The 17620-nt window shown below is 72.3% G+C and carries 20 protein-coding genes; 17 read left to right on the top strand and 3 right to left on the bottom strand.

Going from position 1 to position 17620, the window contains the following annotated elements; genetic code table 11:
- Window positions 1-20: 20 nt before the first annotated feature.
- The 5 genes from hisF to SD460_RS38605 all read left to right on the top strand — a co-directional run bounded on the left by hisF (window position 21) and on the right by SD460_RS38605 (window position 3012).
- Window positions 21-794: an imidazole glycerol phosphate synthase subunit HisF gene (gene hisF / locus SD460_RS38625; protein WP_290052476.1), complete on the top strand. Its 774-nt coding sequence runs from the start codon at window positions 21-23 to the stop codon at window positions 792-794.
- Entirely contained in the window at window positions 791-1168 is a 378-nt protein-coding gene (locus tag SD460_RS38620) for a hypothetical protein (protein WP_290052474.1), read from the top strand. Before hisF ends, SD460_RS38620 begins: the two co-directional genes overlap by 4 nt.
- Window positions 1165-1527, top strand: coding sequence for a phosphoribosyl-AMP cyclohydrolase (gene hisI, locus SD460_RS38615; protein WP_290052471.1), 363 nt, complete (start codon window positions 1165-1167; stop codon window positions 1525-1527). Before SD460_RS38620 ends, hisI begins: the two co-directional genes overlap by 4 nt.
- Window positions 1524-1886 carry a DUF1304 domain-containing protein gene (locus SD460_RS38610; RefSeq protein WP_290052470.1) on the top strand — a complete coding sequence of 121 codons (363 nt, stop codon included), beginning with the start codon at window positions 1524-1526 and terminating at the stop codon, window positions 1884-1886. The genes hisI and SD460_RS38610 overlap by 4 nt, the downstream gene beginning before the upstream one ends.
- A gap of 100 nt (window positions 1887-1986) precedes the next feature.
- A complete protein-coding gene (locus SD460_RS38605) occupies window positions 1987-3012 on the top strand; it encodes a hypothetical protein (RefSeq protein ID WP_290052469.1) in 1026 nt (341 codons plus the stop codon).
- Here the strand turns inward: SD460_RS38605 and SD460_RS38600 are convergent.
- A complete protein-coding gene (locus SD460_RS38600; RefSeq protein WP_290052467.1) occupies window positions 3009-3632 on the bottom strand; it encodes a TetR/AcrR family transcriptional regulator in 624 nt (207 codons plus the stop codon). The two genes, SD460_RS38605 and SD460_RS38600, sit on opposite strands and share 4 nt — an antisense overlap.
- A gap of 94 nt (window positions 3633-3726) precedes the next feature.
- Between SD460_RS38600 and SD460_RS38595 the strand changes: the two genes are divergently transcribed.
- The 8 genes from SD460_RS38595 to SD460_RS38560 all read left to right on the top strand — a co-directional run bounded on the left by SD460_RS38595 (window position 3727) and on the right by SD460_RS38560 (window position 10588).
- A complete protein-coding gene (locus SD460_RS38595) occupies window positions 3727-5286 on the top strand; it encodes an anthranilate synthase component I (RefSeq protein WP_318307467.1) in 1560 nt (519 codons plus the stop codon).
- A gap of 34 nt (window positions 5287-5320) precedes the next feature.
- On the top strand, window positions 5321-5848 hold the full coding sequence (locus SD460_RS38590) for a Trp biosynthesis-associated membrane protein (protein ID WP_290052491.1): 528 nt from the start codon (window positions 5321-5323) through the stop codon (window positions 5846-5848).
- A 124-nt stretch (window positions 5849-5972) separates the two neighbouring features.
- Window positions 5973-6782 carry an indole-3-glycerol phosphate synthase TrpC gene (gene trpC / locus SD460_RS38585; RefSeq protein ID WP_290052463.1) on the top strand — a complete coding sequence of 270 codons (810 nt, stop codon included), beginning with the start codon at window positions 5973-5975 and terminating at the stop codon, window positions 6780-6782.
- Window positions 6761-7990, top strand: a complete 1230-nt coding sequence (gene trpB / locus SD460_RS38580) for a tryptophan synthase subunit beta (protein WP_290052489.1) — start codon at window positions 6761-6763, stop codon at window positions 7988-7990. The genes trpC and trpB overlap by 22 nt, the downstream gene beginning before the upstream one ends.
- The gene (gene trpA / locus SD460_RS38575; RefSeq protein WP_290052461.1) at window positions 7987-8778 is read left to right on the top strand and encodes a tryptophan synthase subunit alpha; all 792 of its coding nucleotides are present in this window, start codon (window positions 7987-7989) and stop codon (window positions 8776-8778) included. Before trpB ends, trpA begins: the two co-directional genes overlap by 4 nt.
- Before the next feature lie 34 nt (window positions 8779-8812).
- Window positions 8813-9193, top strand: a complete 381-nt coding sequence (locus SD460_RS38570) for a MerR family transcriptional regulator (RefSeq protein ID WP_290052459.1) — start codon at window positions 8813-8815, stop codon at window positions 9191-9193.
- 134 nt (window positions 9194-9327) lie between these two features.
- Window positions 9328-9885 (top strand): Uma2 family endonuclease, encoded by a 558-nt coding sequence (locus tag SD460_RS38565; protein ID WP_290052456.1) that lies wholly within the window; start codon window positions 9328-9330, stop codon window positions 9883-9885.
- A gap of 46 nt (window positions 9886-9931) precedes the next feature.
- Complete coding sequence (locus SD460_RS38560) at window positions 9932-10588, top strand: peptidoglycan recognition protein family protein (RefSeq protein ID WP_290052455.1); 657 nt, start codon at window positions 9932-9934, stop codon at window positions 10586-10588.
- Here SD460_RS38560 and SD460_RS38555 read toward each other — a convergent pair.
- Window positions 10580-11938 (bottom strand): type I glutamate--ammonia ligase, encoded by a 1359-nt coding sequence (locus SD460_RS38555; RefSeq protein WP_290052453.1) that lies wholly within the window; start codon window positions 11936-11938, stop codon window positions 10580-10582. The two genes, SD460_RS38560 and SD460_RS38555, sit on opposite strands and share 9 nt — an antisense overlap.
- Window positions 11939-11986: 48 nt before the next feature.
- Here SD460_RS38555 and SD460_RS38550 point away from each other — a divergent pair, with 48 nt between their 5' ends.
- The 4 genes from SD460_RS38550 to lgt are packed head-to-tail and all read left to right on the top strand — an operon-like array spanning window position 11987 to window position 16691.
- Window positions 11987-13414: an APC family permease gene (locus tag SD460_RS38550; RefSeq protein WP_318307466.1), complete on the top strand. Its 1428-nt coding sequence runs from the start codon at window positions 11987-11989 to the stop codon at window positions 13412-13414.
- Window positions 13411-14535: an amidohydrolase family protein gene (locus tag SD460_RS38545; protein WP_318307465.1), complete on the top strand. Its 1125-nt coding sequence runs from the start codon at window positions 13411-13413 to the stop codon at window positions 14533-14535. The genes SD460_RS38550 and SD460_RS38545 overlap by 4 nt, the downstream gene beginning before the upstream one ends.
- On the top strand, window positions 14532-15701 hold the full coding sequence (locus tag SD460_RS38540; protein WP_290052449.1) for a M20 metallopeptidase family protein: 1170 nt from the start codon (window positions 14532-14534) through the stop codon (window positions 15699-15701). Before SD460_RS38545 ends, SD460_RS38540 begins: the two co-directional genes overlap by 4 nt.
- 18 nt (window positions 15702-15719) lie before the next feature.
- Window positions 15720-16691 carry a prolipoprotein diacylglyceryl transferase gene (lgt, locus tag SD460_RS38535; protein ID WP_290052446.1) on the top strand — a complete coding sequence of 324 codons (972 nt, stop codon included), beginning with the start codon at window positions 15720-15722 and terminating at the stop codon, window positions 16689-16691.
- 63 nt (window positions 16692-16754) lie between these two features.
- On the opposite strand, the gene SD460_RS38530 is transcribed toward lgt, so the two are convergent.
- Complete coding sequence (locus SD460_RS38530) at window positions 16755-17540, bottom strand: SDR family oxidoreductase (protein WP_318307464.1); 786 nt, start codon at window positions 17538-17540, stop codon at window positions 16755-16757.
- Between the last annotated feature and the right edge of the window lie 80 nt (window positions 17541-17620).

The following is a 17620-nucleotide window of genomic DNA, read 5'->3' as shown; positions in this document are numbered from 1 at the left end:
CCCTGACTACGCTGGTGCGCATGTCTGTCGCGGTGCGGGTGATCCCCTGTCTCGACGTCGACGCGGGCCGGGTCGTGAAGGGCGTCAACTTCGCCGGCCTCCGCGACGCCGGCGACCCGGTCGAGCTGGCCCGGCGTTACGACGCCGAAGGGGCCGACGAGCTGACGTTCCTCGACGTCACGGCGTCCTCCGGCGACCGCGAAACCACCTACGACGTGGTCCGGCGCACCGCCGAGCAGGTCTTCATCCCGCTCACCGTCGGCGGCGGCGTCCGCAGCAACGACGACGTCAACCGGCTGCTGCGCACCGGCGCGGACAAGGTGAGCATCAACACCGCCGCCATCGCGCGGCCGGAGTTCCTCCACGAGGCCTCGCGCCGGTTCGGCGCCCAGTGCATCGTGCTTTCGGTCGACGCGCGCCGCGTCCCCGAAGGCGGCGAGCCCACCGCGTCCGGCTTCGAGGTCACCACCCACGGCGGCCGCCGGGGTACCGGCATCGACGCCGTCGAGTGGGCCGCGCGCGGCGAAGAACTCGGCGTCGGCGAGATCCTGCTGAACTCGATGGACGCCGACGGCACCAAGAACGGCTTCGACCTCCAGCTCATCGAGCTGGTCCGCAAGGCCGTGCGGGTCCCGGTGATCGCCAGCGGGGGAGCGGGCGCGCTCGAGCACTTCCTGCCCGCGGTGCGGACCGGCGCGGACGCGGTGCTCGCGGCCAGCGTGTTCCACTTCGGACAGCTGAAGATCGGCGACGTCAAGGGCGCCCTGCGCGAGGGCGGGGTCGAGGTCCGATGAAGTCGTGGCAGGCACCCGCCGAGGTGAAGGTCACCGCCGCCCTGCTGGTCGGGCTGCCGATCGCGTGGGCGCTGCTCGACCTGATCCCGGTGCTCAGTGCCGGATCCGGCCTGGCGATCTACCGGATGCCCGCGCTCGCGCTGATCCTCGGCGGCGTCGTCACCACCGGGCTGGTGCTGAAGCTCGGCAGCGCCCGCATCGGCGGCCTGGTCGTCGCCGTGGTGTTCGCGCTGCTGCACGCGTTCCTGCTGCTGGCCGCGGAACTGTGGTGGAACAAGCTGTTCTCCGGTCTGTCCTTCGCGGGCTACGGCTACGCGTTCGTCCTGTTGAACTCGGCGCCGCTCAAGCGGCACATCCTGGGAGCGCAAGCATGAGCCTGGACGCGGGCGTCTCGGCGCGCCTCAAGCGCAACGCCGACGGCCTGATCGCCGCGGTCGTCGTCGAGCACGCCACCTCCGACGTGCTGATGATGGCCTGGATGAACGACGACGCCCTCGCCGCGACCCTCGCCACCCGCCGCGGCACGTACTGGTCGCGCAGCCGGCGCAAGCTGTGGGTCAAGGGCGAGACGTCCGGGCACTACCAGCATGTTCGCGAGGTGCGCATCGACTGCGACGGCGATACGGTGCTGCTGCGCGTCGACCAGACCGGCCCGGCCTGTCACACCGGCACGCACACCTGTTTCGACACCGAGGAGCGGCTGCTCCTGGCCGACGAGAAAGAGCACGCGTGACAATCGTCGCCGACGTCCTGGTCGGGCTGGTCGCCCTGATCCACGTCTACATCGTCGTCCTGGAGATGGTCCTCTGGACCACCCCGCGCGCCCGCGCCGCCTTCGGCACCACGAAGGAGTTCGCCGAGGAGAGCAAGACGCTGGCCGCGAACCAGGGGCTGTACAACGGTTTCCTGGCGCTCGCACTGGTGTGGGGCCTGATCGCGAGCGACCCGACGGGCTTCCAGCTGAAGCTGTACGGCCTCGTCTGCGTCATCGTCGCGGGCCTCTACGGCACGGCGACGGCCAGCAAGCGGATCCTGTTCGTGCAGGTGCTGCCGGGCGCGCTGGCGCTGCTCGCGCTGCTGCTCGCCCGCTGACCCTGCTCCCTTGCACGCCCGGCGGGGCCGCCGGGTTGCCCCGGTGTGCGGTATCGCCGGGACGCCGCTGAGCTGCGGGTTCGCGCCCTAGGCTGCGCGCATGGATCTGGGATCGGACGCCGGTGCGGTCGCCCGCCGGCTGGAGCGGCGGAAAGACGGACGGGACCTGCTGGCCGCGCTGGCCGTAGCGCTCTTCGCGTTCTTCGTGCTCGTCGTTTCGACGACGCTCGCCGCGCCGGGTCCCGTCCTGGCCAAGGGTGAGCTGCCCGCCGAGGTCGCGGCGCTCGTCGGCGCGGCGACGCTGGTCGTCCTCATCGGCACCCGGATCCTGGCCGGCGACCGCCGCGACGACGCCGAACTGGCGCGGCTGGGCCTCGGGAACTGGCTGCCGGAAGCCGGCCGCGCCGACTTCGAGGACGACCTCGCGGGCCTGCGCGCGCGAGGACGGCGTTCGCTCTTCATCGCGGGGGTCTGGGTCTGGGCGCTGGCCGGCTGCGCGGCGCTGTCCGGGGCGAACAGCGGGGGTGCGGAAGCGGAAACCGGCACCGAGGCGCTCGCCACCGTCGTCACCGTCGCGGACGCGCGGGTGGGGGTGGAGTACCGCGTCGACGGCGTGTCCCGCACCGCTCAGCTCACCCCCGAACCCGGCGCCACGCACAGTGTCGGCCAGGTGGTGTCGGTCGTGTACGACCCGGCCCGCCCGCAGGACGTCCGGTTCGCCGCCGGGCGGGAGGAGAGCTCTTCCCCGATCCCGCTGCTGGCCGTGCTGACGGGGATCGCCTACGTCGTCCTGCGGATCACGGTCGTGCAGGCGCTGCACTGCCGCCGGCTGGACCGCGCCGTGCGGCGCACCGGGTGGCGCCGGGCCGCGGTGACCGTGACCCGGGGCGCCGGGCGGAACCGCCGGAACCTGCTGGACTTCGAAGTCCGCTACCGCGACGGCTCGTCGATCACGCTGAACGGGACCGAGCGGACCCGCCACGCCGCCGCGCTGGCGGAGCGGCCGGACCGCCTCGTGTGGATCGGCGGCTGGGGACCCGACATGGTCGTGCTGTTCCCGGCCGGTGCGGTCGGGGAACGGCCGCACGCGATGTCGGCGTGCGCGCCGGGCACGCGCCGGGACTAGCCGATCTCGCCGATCTCGCCGGTGAGGTAGCGCTGCACGTTCGGTGCCACCGCCGCCACCAGGGTGTCGATCTCCGCCGCGGCCATCGGCTCGAACTTCGCGACGTAGCGGATCATGCCCATGCCGACCAGCTGGGACGCGCACAGCGTCATCCGGAGGGGGACCCGGTCGGAGCCGATCGACGTGATCAGGGCCGTGAAGAAGCTCTGGAAGAAGTTCCGCAGCATCTGCCCCGCCTGCTCGTGGCCGGTGACGCTGCGGATCAGCGCCTGGAAGACGTCGCCGCCCGCGCCGTCCCAGCGGGTGAGGAACGCGCGGACGATGCGCTTGCCGAGCTCGTCGTCCGGGCCGTCGCGCAGTTCGGCCTGCAGCTCGAGGGGGTCGAACGGGAGCTGGAGCACGGCCTTCGCGAACAGCCCCTCCTTGCTGCCGAACCAGTGGTTGACCATGGCCGCGTCGACGCCGGCGCGGGTGGCGATCGCGCGGACCGTCGCGCCGTCGTAGCCGCTCTCGGCGAACACCGCCCGCGCGGCTTCCACCAGCGCCGTGCGCGTGTCCTGGCCGGCCGGGCGCCGGCCGCGGCGGCGGGCAGTAGTGTCGGGGTTGTCGGTGGTGCTCACGGCTCCATCATGACTCACGCCCGCGTTGAATTCAACGTCCATTGAATTACGGCCCCGCCGTCGCCGGATTTCGCGGGGCGGCACAATGAGCCCCATGGTCAGCGCTTCCGCCGGTTCGTCCGGCCCCGGCTCGGTCAGTCCGTCCCGCGAGGACTTCCGCGCCCTCGCCGAGAGCCGCCGCGTGATCCCGGTCGTGCGCCGGGTCCTCGCCGACGGCGAGACGCCGATCGGGGTGTACCGCAAGCTCGCCGCCGACCGGCCGGGCACGTTCCTGTTCGAATCGGCCGAAAACGGCGCCTCCTGGACGCGCTGGTCGTTCATCGGCGTCCGCAGCCCGGCCGCGCTGACCGTGCGCGACGGCGAAGCGGTCTGGACCGGCACCCCGCCGGTCGGCCTGCCGAGTGACGGCAACCCGCTCACCGTGCTGCGGGAAACGATCGAAGCGTTGCACACCGAGCCGCTGCCCGGGTTGCCGCCGCTGACCGGCGGCATGGTCGGCTACATCGGCTACGACGCCGTGCGCTGGCTGGAACGGCTGCCCGAGCTGGCCGAGCGCGACCTCGACATCCCCGAGCTGACCATGCTCCTGGCCACCGACCTCGCGGCGTTCGACCACCACGAGGGCACCGTCACGCTCATCGCGAACGCCGTCAACTGGGACGACTCGCCCGAGCGCGTGGACGCGGCCTACGACGACGCCGTCGCCCGGCTGAGCGCGATGACCGAGCAGCTCCAGGTGCCCGCGCCCGCGACCGTCGCCGCGTTCGACCGGCCCGCGCCGGAGTTCACCCGGAAGCGGTCCAAAGCGGACTTCCACGCGGCCGTCGAGAAGGCCGTCGAGGCGATCAAGGCCGGCGAAGCGTTCCAGATCGTGCCGTCGCAACGGTTCGAGATCCCGACCGCCGCCGACGCGCTCGACATCTACCGCGTGCTCCGGACGTCCAACCCGAGCCCGTACATGTACCTGCTGCGGCTGGACGGCTTCGACATCGTCGGCTCCAGCCCCGAATCGCTCGTCACCGTGCGGGACGGCAAGGCGACCACGCACCCGATCGCGGGCACGCGCTGGCGCGGCGCCGACCCGGAGGAGGACGCGCAGCTGGCCAAGGACCTCCTCGCCGACGAAAAGGAGCGCTCGGAGCACCTGATGCTCGTCGACCTCGGCCGCAACGACCTCGGCAAGATCTGCAAGCCGGGCACCGTCCGCGTCGTCGACTTCTTCCAGATCGAGCGCTACAGCCACGTCATGCACATCGTGTCCACCGTCACCGGCGAGCTGGCCGAGGACAAGACGGCCTTCGACGCCGTCACCGCGTGCTTCCCGGCCGGGACGCTCTCGGGCGCGCCGAAGGTCCGCGCCATGCAGCTGATCGAGGAGCTGGAGCCGGTCCGCCGCGCGCTGTACGGCGGGGTCGTCGGCTACCTCGACTTCGCCGGCGACGCCGACACGGCGATCGCGATCCGCACCGCGCTGGTCAAGGACGGCGTCGCGCACGTGCAGGCCGGGGGCGGGGTGGTCGCCGACTCGGTGCCGGACTACGAGGACACCGAATCGCTGAACAAGGCCAGGACCGTGCTCTCGGCGGTCGCCGCCGCGCAGACGATGGTGGCGGCGGGCACCCTCGACCCGGCCGCGGACTCCGCCCATGTCTGAGCCGGCCGCCAAGCCGTCCCGTCGTCCACTGTGGATGATCGTGACCGCGCTGCTGCTCGGCGCGCTCGCGCTGTGGGGCGCGTCACGGCTGACGTGGTTCGCCGAGTTCCGCGACGGCGGCGTGCGCGGCACGGTCCTGTACCGCGAGACCGGCGAGCAGCAGGCGACGGCGCTGGTGCCGCTGGCCCTGCTCGCGCTGGCCGGGGTGGCGGGCGTCATCGCCACCGGCGGCTGGGCGCGGCGCGTGCTCGGCGTCGTGCTCGCGCTGGCCGGCGTGGCCGCGGTCTGGACCGGGATCGACGGCGTCCGCTTCGGCGGCTACGCCGACGGGCTGCCGGTGTCCCAGATGCTGATCGGGCGCGGGCTGGCCGCGCTCGGGGGAATTCTCGTCGCCGCCGGCGGGTTGGCAGCCGTCAAGGGCGCGGGCGCGGCGGCGCGGCTGGGTACCAAGTACGCGGCTCCGGCGACGCGGAAGAAGACCCGCGATCCGGACGCCGAGCTGTGGGAAGCGCTGTCGGAGGGCGAGGACCCGACGGACGCCCGCGGCAGGCATTCGGAGTAACGCACGCACCCGGAACCGAGCGCTCCAGATGCGGGGGTTAGCATCGTTTCGGCGGGAAGGGGAAGGTTTTTGTGAGCGACCTTGCGAGTGAATCCGTGAGCACGTGCCAGGGCGGGGGCGCCCGGTGAGCGTGCTCGAAGACATCGTCGCCGGCGTGCGGGAAGACCTCGCCGTGCGGGAATCCGCGCTGCCGTTCGACGAACTGAAGATCCGCGCGGCCGCCGCCCCGGCGCCGCGTGACGTGATGTCCGCGCTGCGCGAGTCCGGCATCGGCGTCATCGCCGAGGTGAAGCGGCGCAGCCCGTCCAAGGGTGACCTGGCCGACATCCCCGACCCGGCCTCGCTGGCGAAGGACTACGAAGACGGCGGCGCGCGGGTGATCAGCGTGCTGACCGAGCAGCGCCGCTTCGGCGGGTCGCTGGCCGACCTCGACGCGGTCCGCGCCGCGGTGGACACCCCCATCCTGCGCAAGGACTTCATCGTCAGCCCGTACCAGGTGCACGAAGCCCGCCTGCACGGCGCCGACATGGTGCTGCTGATCGTCGCCGCGCTGGAGCAGAACGCGCTCGTCTCGCTGCTCGACCGCGTCGAATCGCTGGGCATGACCGCGCTGGTGGAGATCCACAACGCCGAGGAGGCCGACAAGGCCCTCGAGGCGGGCGCCAAGGTCATCGGCGTCAACGCGCGCAACCTGCACACCCTCGAGGTGGACCGCGACGTCTTCTCGCGGCTGGCCCCCGGCCTGCCGATGGACGTCTACAAGGTCGCCGAGTCGGGGGTCCGCGGGCCGGGCGACCTGATGTCCTACGCCGGGCACGGCGCCGACGCGGTGCTGGTCGGCGAAGGGCTCGTCGCCTCGGGCGACCCGAAGGGTTCCCTGGTCAAGCTGGTCACCGCCGGATCCCACCCCGCCTGCCCGAGGCCGTCCCGGTGACCGCTGAGCACGACAAGCACGACCCGGACGACCGCGGCTATTACGGTCCGTACGGCGGCCGCTTCATGCCGGAGGCGCTGATCGGCGTCGTCGACGAGGTCGCCGCGGAGTACGAGAAGGCCCGGCACGACCCGGACTTCCTGAACGAGTTCAACCGCCTGCTGAAGGATTACGCGGGCCGCCCGTCGCTGCTCACCGAAGCCAAGCGCTTCGGCGAGCACGCCGGCGGCGCGCGCGTCTTCCTCAAGCGCGAGGACCTGAACCACACCGGATCCCACAAGATCAACAACGTGCTGGGCCAGGCGCTGCTCACCAAGCGGATGGGCAAGAAGCGCGTCATCGCCGAGACGGGCGCGGGCCAGCACGGCGTCGCGACGGCGACCGCGTGCGCGCTGCTCGACCTCGACTGCGTCGTCTACATGGGCGAGGTCGACACCGAGCGCCAGGCGCTGAACGTGGCCCGCATGCGGCTGCTCGGCGCCGAGGTCATCCCGGTCAAGACCGGGTCGCGGACGCTGAAGGACGCGATCAACGAGGCACTGCGCGACTGGGTGACCAACGCGGACACCACGCACTACCTGTTCGGCACGGCCGCCGGGCCGGCGCCGTTCCCGACGATGGTGCGCAACTTCCACCACGTCATCGGCACCGAGGCCCGCGAGCAGATCCTCGAGCAGGCCGGGCGCCTGCCCGACGTCGTCGCCGCGTGCGTCGGCGGCGGGTCGAACGCGATCGGCATCTTCTCGGGTTTCTACGACGACCCGTCCGTGCGGCTGGTCGGCCTGGAGCCGGGCGGCGAGGGCATCGAGGGCAACCGCCACGGCGCCACGCTCACCAAGGGCACCCCGGGCAACCTGCACGGCGCGATGACCTACCTGCTGCAGGACGAGGACGGCCAGACGGTCGAGTCGCACTCGATCTCGGCCGGGCTGGACTACCCGGGCGTCGGCCCGGAGCACGCGTGGCTGAAGGACACCGGCCGCGCCGAGTACCGGCCGGTCACCGACGCCGAGGCGATGGACGCGTTCCGGCTGCTCTCGCGCACCGAGGGCATCATCCCGGCGATCGAGTCGGCGCACGCGCTGGCCGGCGCGCTGGTGCTCGGCCGTGAGCTGGGCCCCGACGGCCTGATCCTGGTGAACCTGTCCGGCCGCGGCGACAAGGACATGGACACGGCGGCGAAGTGGTTCGGACTGGTGAACGAATGAGCGGGCTGGACGACCTCTTCGCGACGACGCGCGCGGAGGGGCGGGGCGCGCTGGTCGGCTACCTCCCGGCGGGCTTCCCGACGGTCGACGGCTCGAAGGACCTCATCGCGGCGTGCGTCGACGGCGGCGCGGACCTGATCGAGGTCGGCGTCCCGTACTCCGACCCGGTGATGGACGGCCCGACCATCCAGGCCGCGTCCGTGACGGCGCTGGACAACGGCTTCCGCCTCAAGCACGTCTTCGAGGTCGTCGAGTCGGTGGCCGCCCGCGGCGGCCGCGCGGTCGTGATGACGTACTGGAACCCGGTCAACCGCTACGGCGTGGACCGCTTCGCGCGCGACCTCGCCGCGGCGGGCGGGCTCGGCCTGATCACGCCGGACCTGATCCCGGACGAAGCTTCGGCGTGGATGAAGGCGTCGGAGGAGCACGGCCTGGACCGCACGTTCCTGGTGGCGCCCTCGTCGTCGGAGGAGCGGCTGGCGTTGACGGCGTCGTCGTCGTCGGGCTTCATCTACGCGACCGCGGTGATGGGCGTGACGGGCGCGCGCGACCAGGTCGGCGCGGGCGCGGAGGAGCTGGTCCGCCGCACCCGGGCGCACACGTCACTCCCGATCGGCGTGGGTCTCGGTGTCCGCTCGGGTGACCAGGCGGCCGAGGTGGCGTCGTTCGCGGACGCGGTGATCGTGGGCTCGGCCCTGGTCACGGCGGCGGCGGAAGGCCCTTCGGGCGTCCACCGCCTGTCGGCCGAGCTGGCCGACGGCGTGCGCCGGGCGGTCGCCACCGCTTGACCTGGAGTGCGCTCCAGGTGTCACGCTGGACGGCGTGACGTCCTACACCCCGGCCCAGGTGACCGAAAAGACCGGCTTCACCATCGACACCCTGCGCTACTACGAGCGCATCGGCCTCCTCCACCACGTCGGCCGCACCGCCGGCGGCCGCCGGGTGTTCACCGAGCAGGACGTGGAGTTCCTGCAGCTGCTGAGGTGCCTGCGGTACACGGGCATGCCGGTCGCGCAGATGCTGCGGTTCGTGGACCTGCTGCGCTCGGGCGAGGCGACACAGGACGAGCGCGTCGAGGTCCTGCGCGAACACGAACGGCGGGTGGCGGCGCAGATCGCGCGGCTGCAGGAGCACCACGAGCACATCCGGTTCAAGATCCAGCTGTACAGCGGCGCGGGGGAGCTGGCTGTCGCACCGGCGTGACGCCATCAGCTGATCCAGAACTGTCGGTGGCGACCCGCATACTCCTCGTGTGATGATCCACAACGAGGGGACCGGCTGGACATGCCACACTGGAACAGACCTGCGGCGACGGGCCCGAGCGGAGGTGAAGCGCGATGGCAGCACCGACTGAGCCCCAGCCCGGCATCCCACTGCGGCCCGAAGGCTGGACCGCGGAGGAAGTTCTCGCTCTCCCCGAGGACCAGACTTCGCTGCAACGGATCGAACTCGTGGATGGAGCTCTCCTCGTGAGCCCCGCTCCCACCTCGGCTCATCAGCGGCTCTTGCAGAGACTGCAGCTCGCATTCGTGCCCGTGGTGCCGGAAGACACCGAGTTGCTGCCAGGCGTGAACGTCCGCTTCGGAGGACAGCGGCTCCTGATCCCCGATCTCGTGATCCTGACCTGCCCTGCGGTCGACACCGTCGCGTACGCGGCGAGTGATGTCCTGCTGGCAGCGGAAATCGTCTCGCCATCGACCAAGGTGCAGGACCGGATTCTCAAGCGCGCGATCTACGCCGAGGCACTGATCCCGTTCTACCTCCTGGTCGAGCCGCAAGAACCGGTCGGCGCCACCCTCTTCGAACTCCAGGGCGGCGAGTACGAACCCCTCGCCAAGAGCGAGAACGGCGAGCTCCACCTCTCCCGCCCCTTCGCCGCCACCCTCCGCCTCTGAGCGCTCTTGTACGAAAGCTGTACGCCGCCCCGGCAGAGTGCGCCGCATGGACTTCGACTTACGACACCTCCCGCGGCGCGCCTTTCTCCGCGGCGCCGCCGGCGTCGCCGTCGCGGGAGCGGCCGGGCTCGTGGTGCCCCGGCTGGCAGAAGCAGCCACCGCTCCCCGGATCTACAGCTGCGCCGAGTGGGGTGCGCGCCCGCCCGCCGACGCGCTCACCACCCTCGGCCACCCCGCGAACCGCGTGCTCATCCACCACATCGCCAGCGCCAACAGCACCGACTACTCGCTCGCCCACGCCTTCCAGGTCGCCCGGGACGATCAGCACGACCACATGGACAACAACGGCTGGTCCGACACCGGTCAGCACTTCACCGTCAGCCGCGGCGGGTACCGGCTCGAGGGGCGGCACGGGAGCCTCGACGCGCTGCGTGGCCGCACCACCATGGTCCAGGGCGCGCACTGTCCCGGGCAGAACACCAACGCCATCGGCATCGAAAACGAAGGCACCTACACCGACGTCGAGCCGCCCGCGGCGCAGTGGGCGTCGCTCGTCACCTTCTGCGCCTACGTCTGCCGCCAGTACGGCATCCCCGTCGAGGAAATCAAGGGCCACCGCGACTTCTACAACACCGAATGCCCCGGCGACCGCCTCTACGCCAAGCTGCCGCAGCTGCGCGACGAGGTGCGAGCGTCAATGTAGGTACCGCATCACCGCGCACAGCTCGTCCGGCGGCAGCAACCCGAGCCGGGCGATCTCGCCGCGACGGACGTCCATCAGCGTCGTTGCCAGCTCCGGGCCGAACGCCGACGTCAGCGCGTCGTCCGCCTCGAACGCCGCCACCGCGTCCGCCAGGGACGTCAGCAACCGCGTCGAGGACGGGAGCGTTCCCGGGTCGACGTCCACCGGTTCCGGCAGGGACGCCGACGCCGCCACGCCGGCCAGGCCCGCGAACAGCAGTGCCGCCACCACCAGGTACGGGTTCGCCGTCAGGTCGAAGCACTTGACCTCGAAGTTCGCCGTCCGGTCGCGCTGCCCGGCCGGGCCCTGCACCAGCCGCAGCGGCGCTTCGCGGTTCTCCAGGCCCCACGCGCTGAACACGCCCGCCCAGTGGTGCGGCTCCAGCCGCAGGTAGCTCACCACCGAGGGCGCGCCGATCGCCAGCAGCGCCGGCAAGCGAGAAAAGATCCCGGCGCCGAACGCCTCGGCGGTCCGCGTCAGGCCGAAGGGACCGTCGCCGCCGGAGCACAGGTTGCGGTCGCCGTCCCAGAGACTCAGGTGGACGTGGCCGCCGTTGCCGACGCCGCCGGGCTCGAACTTCGGCGTGAACGAGGCCCGCAGCCCGTGCCGCTCGCTGACCGTGCGGATCGTCTCCCGCGTCAGGACCGCGATGTCGGCCGCGCGCACCGGGTCGTCCGCCGCCACCGACAGCTCGAACTGCCCGGCCGCGTATTCGGGGTGGATCTGTTCCACCGCAACGCCTTGCGCGGACAACGTGGACACCAGCGTGCGCAGGTACGCCGCCTGCGAGGAAAGCCGCGCGTAGCCGTACGCCGGGCCCGCGGTGGCCGAGCGCGGGTCGGCCGGCGCGTCCGCCGCGGTGATCACCCATTCGAGCTCGAAGGCCATCCGCGCCCGGTAGCCCCGCGAGGCCAGTTCGGCCGTCGCCGTCGCGGCCAGCGCCCGTGCGTCCTGCGGGTGCGGCTCGCCGTCGGTGTCGTACTTCCGGACCGGCGCCCACGCCCAGCCCGGCTGCGCCGCCAGCGGCACGAGCGCGTCGAGGTCCGGGTGCAGCCGCAGGTCGCCGACCGGGCCCCGCGAGTACGTCCCGTCGGTGATTTCGTCCGTGGCCAGGAAGAAGTCGAACGACTTCGACGCGCCGACGCCCCACGCCGCCGCCGACCACAGCCGGTCCACCGGGACGGCCTTCACCCGCGCGATGCCGCTGTTGTCCACGAAGGTCAGCGCGACCAGCTCCACGCCGGCCGCGCGCAGGCCGTCGGCCCGGATCGCGCCCTGCTGCGCGAGTTCTGCCCGATCGAGCTGGCTCATCCCACCCCTGTCGTTGTTCACTGGTCGCCTGAGAAAGAGGTGGAGATCGTGTCAGACACCGTCGAAACCCGTCCAGGGCTGCGCCGCTCCCTCTCCGTCTGGCAGGCCGTCGGCCTGTCCGTGGCGTTGATGGCGCCCAGCATGGCCGCCAACATCAACCCCCAGCAGACCGCGGCCGCCGCCGGCCGCGCCGTCCCCCTCGCCTTCCTGCTCTCCGCGGTCGGGGTGCTGCTGGTCGCGTACGGCTTCGTCAAGCTCTGCCGGTACTACCAGCACGCCGGTTCGGTGTACGCCTTCGTCGGCGCCACCCTCGGCCCGCGCGCGGGCGTCGTCTCCGGCATCGGCCTCCTCGGCACGTACACGTTCTACGCCGTCGTCACGAGCTCGGCCGCGGGCACGCTGGGCACGGCCTTCCTGACGCAGGTGGGGATCTGGCCGGACCCGCCGTCCTGGGGCCCGTTCGTGCTGACGGCGGTCGCGCTGATCGGCGCCTGGCTGCTGTCCGTGCTGCCCGCCCGCCGCGGCACGAGCACGCTGCTCGCCGTCGAAGGCGCGACGATCGCGGTGATCCTGCTGGTCACCGTGGTGATCCTGGTGCGCCTGCTGGCCGGGAACGCACCCAGCGGTGCCCGGTTCACCCTGGACGTCTTCGTCCCGGAAACCGGGCTGTCCGGCGTGTTCCTCGGCGCGGTGTTCGGCTTCCTGTCCTTCGCCGGGTTCGAAGCCGCCGCCACACTCGGCGAGGAGACGCACGATCCGAAGCGGAACATCCCGCGCGCGATCCTCGGCACGGCGGTCTTCGGCGGTGTCTACTTCGTCGTGGTCACCGCCGTCGAGATGATGGCGTTCGGCACGGACGCGGCCGCGTTCCACGACTCGCCGTCCCTGCTCGGCGACCTCGGCAGCCGCTACGCCGGCGCCTGGGTCGGCGACGTGATCAGCGTCGGCGCCGCGATCAGCGCGTTCGGCTGCTGCCTCGCCTGCGTCGTCGGCGGTTCGCGGCTGCTCTACGCGCTCGGGCGCGACGCGGGTGGCGGCCTCGGCCGGACGTCCAGCCGCGGCACGCCGGTGGCCGCGGTCAGCGCGGTGACCGGCGCGGCGGTGCTGATCATCCTGGTGTGCGCGCTCTTCTTCGGCGCGACCGCGGCGGACACGTTCGCCTGGTCGGGCTCGATCGGCACGCTGATCCTGCTGGTGATCTACCTGCTCACGACGGTGGGCGCGATCCTGCTGCTGTTCGTGAAGCGCCGCATGCGCGTGCCGGGGTGGCACCTCGTGTTCCCGATCGGCGCGCTCGCCGTGCTCGGGTACACCGTCTACGTCAACGTGGTGCCCTATCCGACCGAAGGCCCGGCGCGCTGGTTCCCGGTGGTGGCCGCGGCGGTGCTGGTGCTCGCGGTGCTCGCCGTCCTGTCGGCACCCGGCTTCGCTCGTAGGGTGGGGGAGAGGCTGACCACCGTGGACGGAGGCGCATGACCGACCTGCTCCCGTTCGTCGCGGACCTGCCGCTGGTGGACCACCACTGCCACGGCGTCGTCACCCGGGACGTGGCCCGCGCGGACTTCGAGGGGATGCTGACCGAGGCCGACGCGCCTTCGCCGCTCGGCACGAGCCTGTTCGACTCGCTGATCGGGCTGGCCGTGCGTGCCCGCTGCGCGCCGGTGCTCGGCCTGCCGAAGCACGCCCCCGCCGACGCCTACCTCGAACGCCGCGCCGAGCTGGGCGCGGCCGAGGTGGCCCGGCGTTTCCTGCGCGCCACCGGCACCACCGACTTCCTCCTGGACGGCGGCTTCTTGCCGGACGCCCTGACCACCACGCCCGAGTTCGCCGCGCTCGCGGGCGCCCGCGCGCACGACGTCGTCCGGCTGGAACAGGTCGCCGAGTCCGTCATCCGGGGCACGACCGCGGACGGGTTCGCCGCCGCCTTCGCCGACGAGCTGGGGAAACGCGCCGCGACCGCGGCCGGGTTCAAGTCGATCGCCGCCTACCGCGTCGGCCTCGAGCTGGCGGGGGAGCGGCCGTCGCCGCCGGAGGTGGCGGCCGCGGCGGGCCGCTGGCTGCGCTCCGGAAACCCCCGGCTGGCCGACGAGGTGCTGCACCGCCACCTCGTCTTCACCGGCCTCGACCTGGGCCTGCCGGTGCAGTTCCACGTCGGCTACGGCGACTCCGACGTCGACCTGCACCGCTGCGACCCGCTGCTGCTGACCGGGCTGCTGCGGGCCACCCGGGACCGCGGCGTGCCGATCCTGCTGCTGCACAACTACCCGTTCCACCGGAACGCCGCGTATCTCGCGCAGGTTTTCGAGCACGTGTTCGTGGACGCCGGGCTCATCACGCACAACGCCGGGTTCCGGGCGCCGGCGGTACTGGCCGAGCTCCTGGAGATCGCGCCGTTCGGGAAGGTCCTCTTCTCCACCGACGCGTTCGGCCTGGCCGAGCTCTACCACCTGGGCACGGCGCTGTTCCGGCAGGGACTGTCGGATTTCGTGCGCGCCGCGCTCGACGCGGACGCGGTGTCCGAAGGGGACGCGATCCGGTTGTGTGCTTCGGTGGGGCACGAGAACGCGCAGAGGATCTACCGCTTGGAGCACGTGTGAACGACCTGTGGGCCCGGTGGACGCGGGCGATCGCCGACGAACTGCCCGCCGCCGTCGCGCTCCGGCACGCCGTGCACGCCGACCCGCGCGGCTCCGGAGACGAAGAAGACACCGCCCGCCTGGTCGCCGAGGCGCTCGGCGCGGGGGAGGGGATCCGCGTCGCCAAGACCGGCCGCGCGATCCCGCTGCCCGGCGCCGGCGGTCCGGCGATCGCGCTGCGCGCCGAGCTCGACGCCCTCCCGGTGCTGGAGGGCACCCGCGTGCCGTGGGCCTCGGGCAACGACCTGATGCACGCGTGCGGCCACGACGTCCACCTCGCCGCGCTGGTCGCGGTCGGCCGCGCGGCGGTCCGCGTCGGCGTGCCGCGGCCGATCCTGGCGCTGCTGCAGCCGCGGGAGGAGACCTCGCCGCCGGGCGCGCTCGACATCGTCGAGTCCGGGGTGCTGACCGAGCAAGGCGTCGACGCGGTGATCGGCGCGCACGTCCAGCCGCGGATCGCGCACGGCGTCGTCTCGGCGGCGCCCGGCCCGGTGAACGCGTCCACCGACGAGTTCGAGGTGACCCTGCACGGCCAGGGCGGCCACGCCGGCTACCCGCACCTGCTGCGCGACCCGATCCTGGCGCTGTCGCAGCTGGTGGTGAGCCTGCAGCAGCTCGCGTCGCGGCGGATCGACCCGGTGTACGGCGCGGTCTGCTCGGTCGGGCGGATCCAGGCGGGCGCGGCGGCCAACGTCGTCCCGAACAGCGCGACCGCGTTCGGCTCCCTGCGCCTGATGCGCGCCGAGGACCGCGAGCGCGCTCTGGAAGCGCTGGCCGACATCGTGCACGGCACCGCGCGGGCGCACGGCTGCACCGCCGAACTGGAGATCAGCCCGTGCGAGCCGGTGCTGGACAACGACGCCGCGCTCGCGGCGGCCGCGCAGCGCTGGCTGGCCCACGCCGGCTACGGCGTCGACGACCAGTTCCGGTCGTTCGGCGCCGACGATTTCGCCCACTACTGCGGCGGCCCGACGCGCGGGCTGATGCTGTTCGTCGGCCTCGGCGACACCGCGGGCGTGCCCAGCCTGCACGACGAACGCTTCCTCCCGCGCGACGAAGCCGTCACCCAGGTCGCGCACGCGCTGGTGGCGGGGTACCTGGCCGCCTTGGAGGCTCCGGCGCCTTAGCGCTACGGTGGCCGCGTGATGAGCGCCTACCTCGCGACGATCCCCAGTCCCGACCGGGGGGTCTGGCACCTGGGACCGATCCCGCTCCGCGCGTACGCCCTGTGCATCATCGCCGGCATCATCGTGGCGATCTGGTGGGGCGAACGGCGCTGGGTGGCCCGCGGCGGCACCAAGGGCACGGTGATCGACATCGCGGTGTTCGCGGTGCCGTTCGGCCTGGTCGGCGGCCGGTTGTACCACGTGATCACCGACCCCGAGCTGTACTTCACCGAGGGCAAGAACCCCTGGAACGCGTTCGCGATCTGGGACGGCGGCCTCGGCATCTGGGGCGCCATCGCCCTCGGCGCGGTGGGCGCGCTCATCGCCTGCCGCCGCAAGGGCATCCCGCTGCCGGCGATGGCGGACGCGATCGCCCCCGGCATCGTCGTCGCGCAGGCCATCGGCCGCATCGGCAACTACTTCAACCAGGAGCTCTACGGCGCGCACACCGACCTGCCGTGGGGCCTGGAGGTCTACCAGCGCTTCAACCCGGAAGACCCGGACAACCTGCTCAACGGCGTCGCGACCGGCCACATCCCGCTGCCGGAGAGCCCGGTCCACCCGACGTTCCTGTACGAGCTGATCTGGAACCTGCTGGTCGCGCTGCTGGTCGTCTGGGCGGACCGCAAGTTCAAGCTGGGCCACGGGCGGGCGTTCGCGCTGTACGTCGCCGGGTACACGGTCGGCCGCGGCTGGATCGAGATGATGCGGACCGACACCGCGAACCACATCCTCGGCCTGCGGGTGAACGTCTGGACGTCGATCCTGCTGTTCGTCGCGGCGGTGGTGTACTTCGTGCTCGCCGGGAAGCGGGGGCCGCGGGAGCTGCCGGAGACGCTGGTGAGCAAGGACGCGCCGGAGGCCGCCGAGGAGGAGCCCGAGCCCGCGAAGGTGGCGGCCGAGGCTCCGGAGACGCCGGCCGAGGAACCGAAGAAGACCGAAGAGAGCTGACTCCGGGCACCGACGTAGTGAATGACTCATTCCTGTCGTCCGACGACAGGAATGAGTCATTCACTACAGGTCGGGCAGGCCCAGATCGAGGTTCGGGGTCTGCAGGCCGCCGTCGACCTCGAGGATCTTGCCTGTGAGGTACCCGCCGGCGCGCGAGGCCAGGAACACCACCGTCGCGGCGATGTCCTCGGCTTCGCCGATCCGGTGCAGCGGCGTGGCCGACTCCATCTTCGCCTTCAGTTCGGGGTTGCCCACCACGATCTCCAGGGCCGACGTCGCCACCGAGCCCACCGAGATCGCGTTCACCCGGACCTTCGGGGCCAGGTCCGCCGCTGCCAGGCGCGTGTAGTGGGCCAGCGCCGCCTTCGCCGTTCCGTACGCCGCGAAGCCGCGGCCCGCGACGCGGCCCATCACCGACGAGATGTTGACGACCGAGCCGCCCGTCTCCAGCAGGGCGGGGGCGGCCGCCGCGGTCAGCGCGTGCGCGGTCGAGACGTTGAAGCGGAACGCTTCCTCCAGGAACTCCGCGGTGCTCTCCAGCAGGGGCCGCGGGTACGTGCCGCCGACGTTGTTGACCACCAGGTCGAGGCGCCCGAACTCGGCCACCGCCGTCGCGGCCAGCGCGGCCGCGGCGTCCGGGGTGGAGAGGTCGCCGGGGACGGTGACCGCGCGGCGCCCGGCCGCCGACACGCGGGCGGCGACCTCGTCGAGCTGGGCGGCCGTGCGGGAGGCGATGACCACGTCGGCGCCCGCTTCGGCGAGAGCCACGGCGGTGGCCGCGCCGATCCCGCGTCCGGCGCCGGTGACCACCGCGACCTGGTCGGTGAGCTTGAACCGGTCGAGGATCATGCGGCGAAATGTAACACGTTCTAGTGACCGCGGACACGGTGCGAGTGTGCCGGGTCGGACTGGTCACGTTAGGCTTGACC

The organism is Amycolatopsis solani (assembly GCF_033441515.1).
Taxonomy (GTDB): domain Bacteria; phylum Actinomycetota; class Actinomycetes; order Mycobacteriales; family Pseudonocardiaceae; genus Amycolatopsis; species Amycolatopsis solani.
This window is presented reverse-complemented; position numbering and strand designations above follow the sequence as displayed.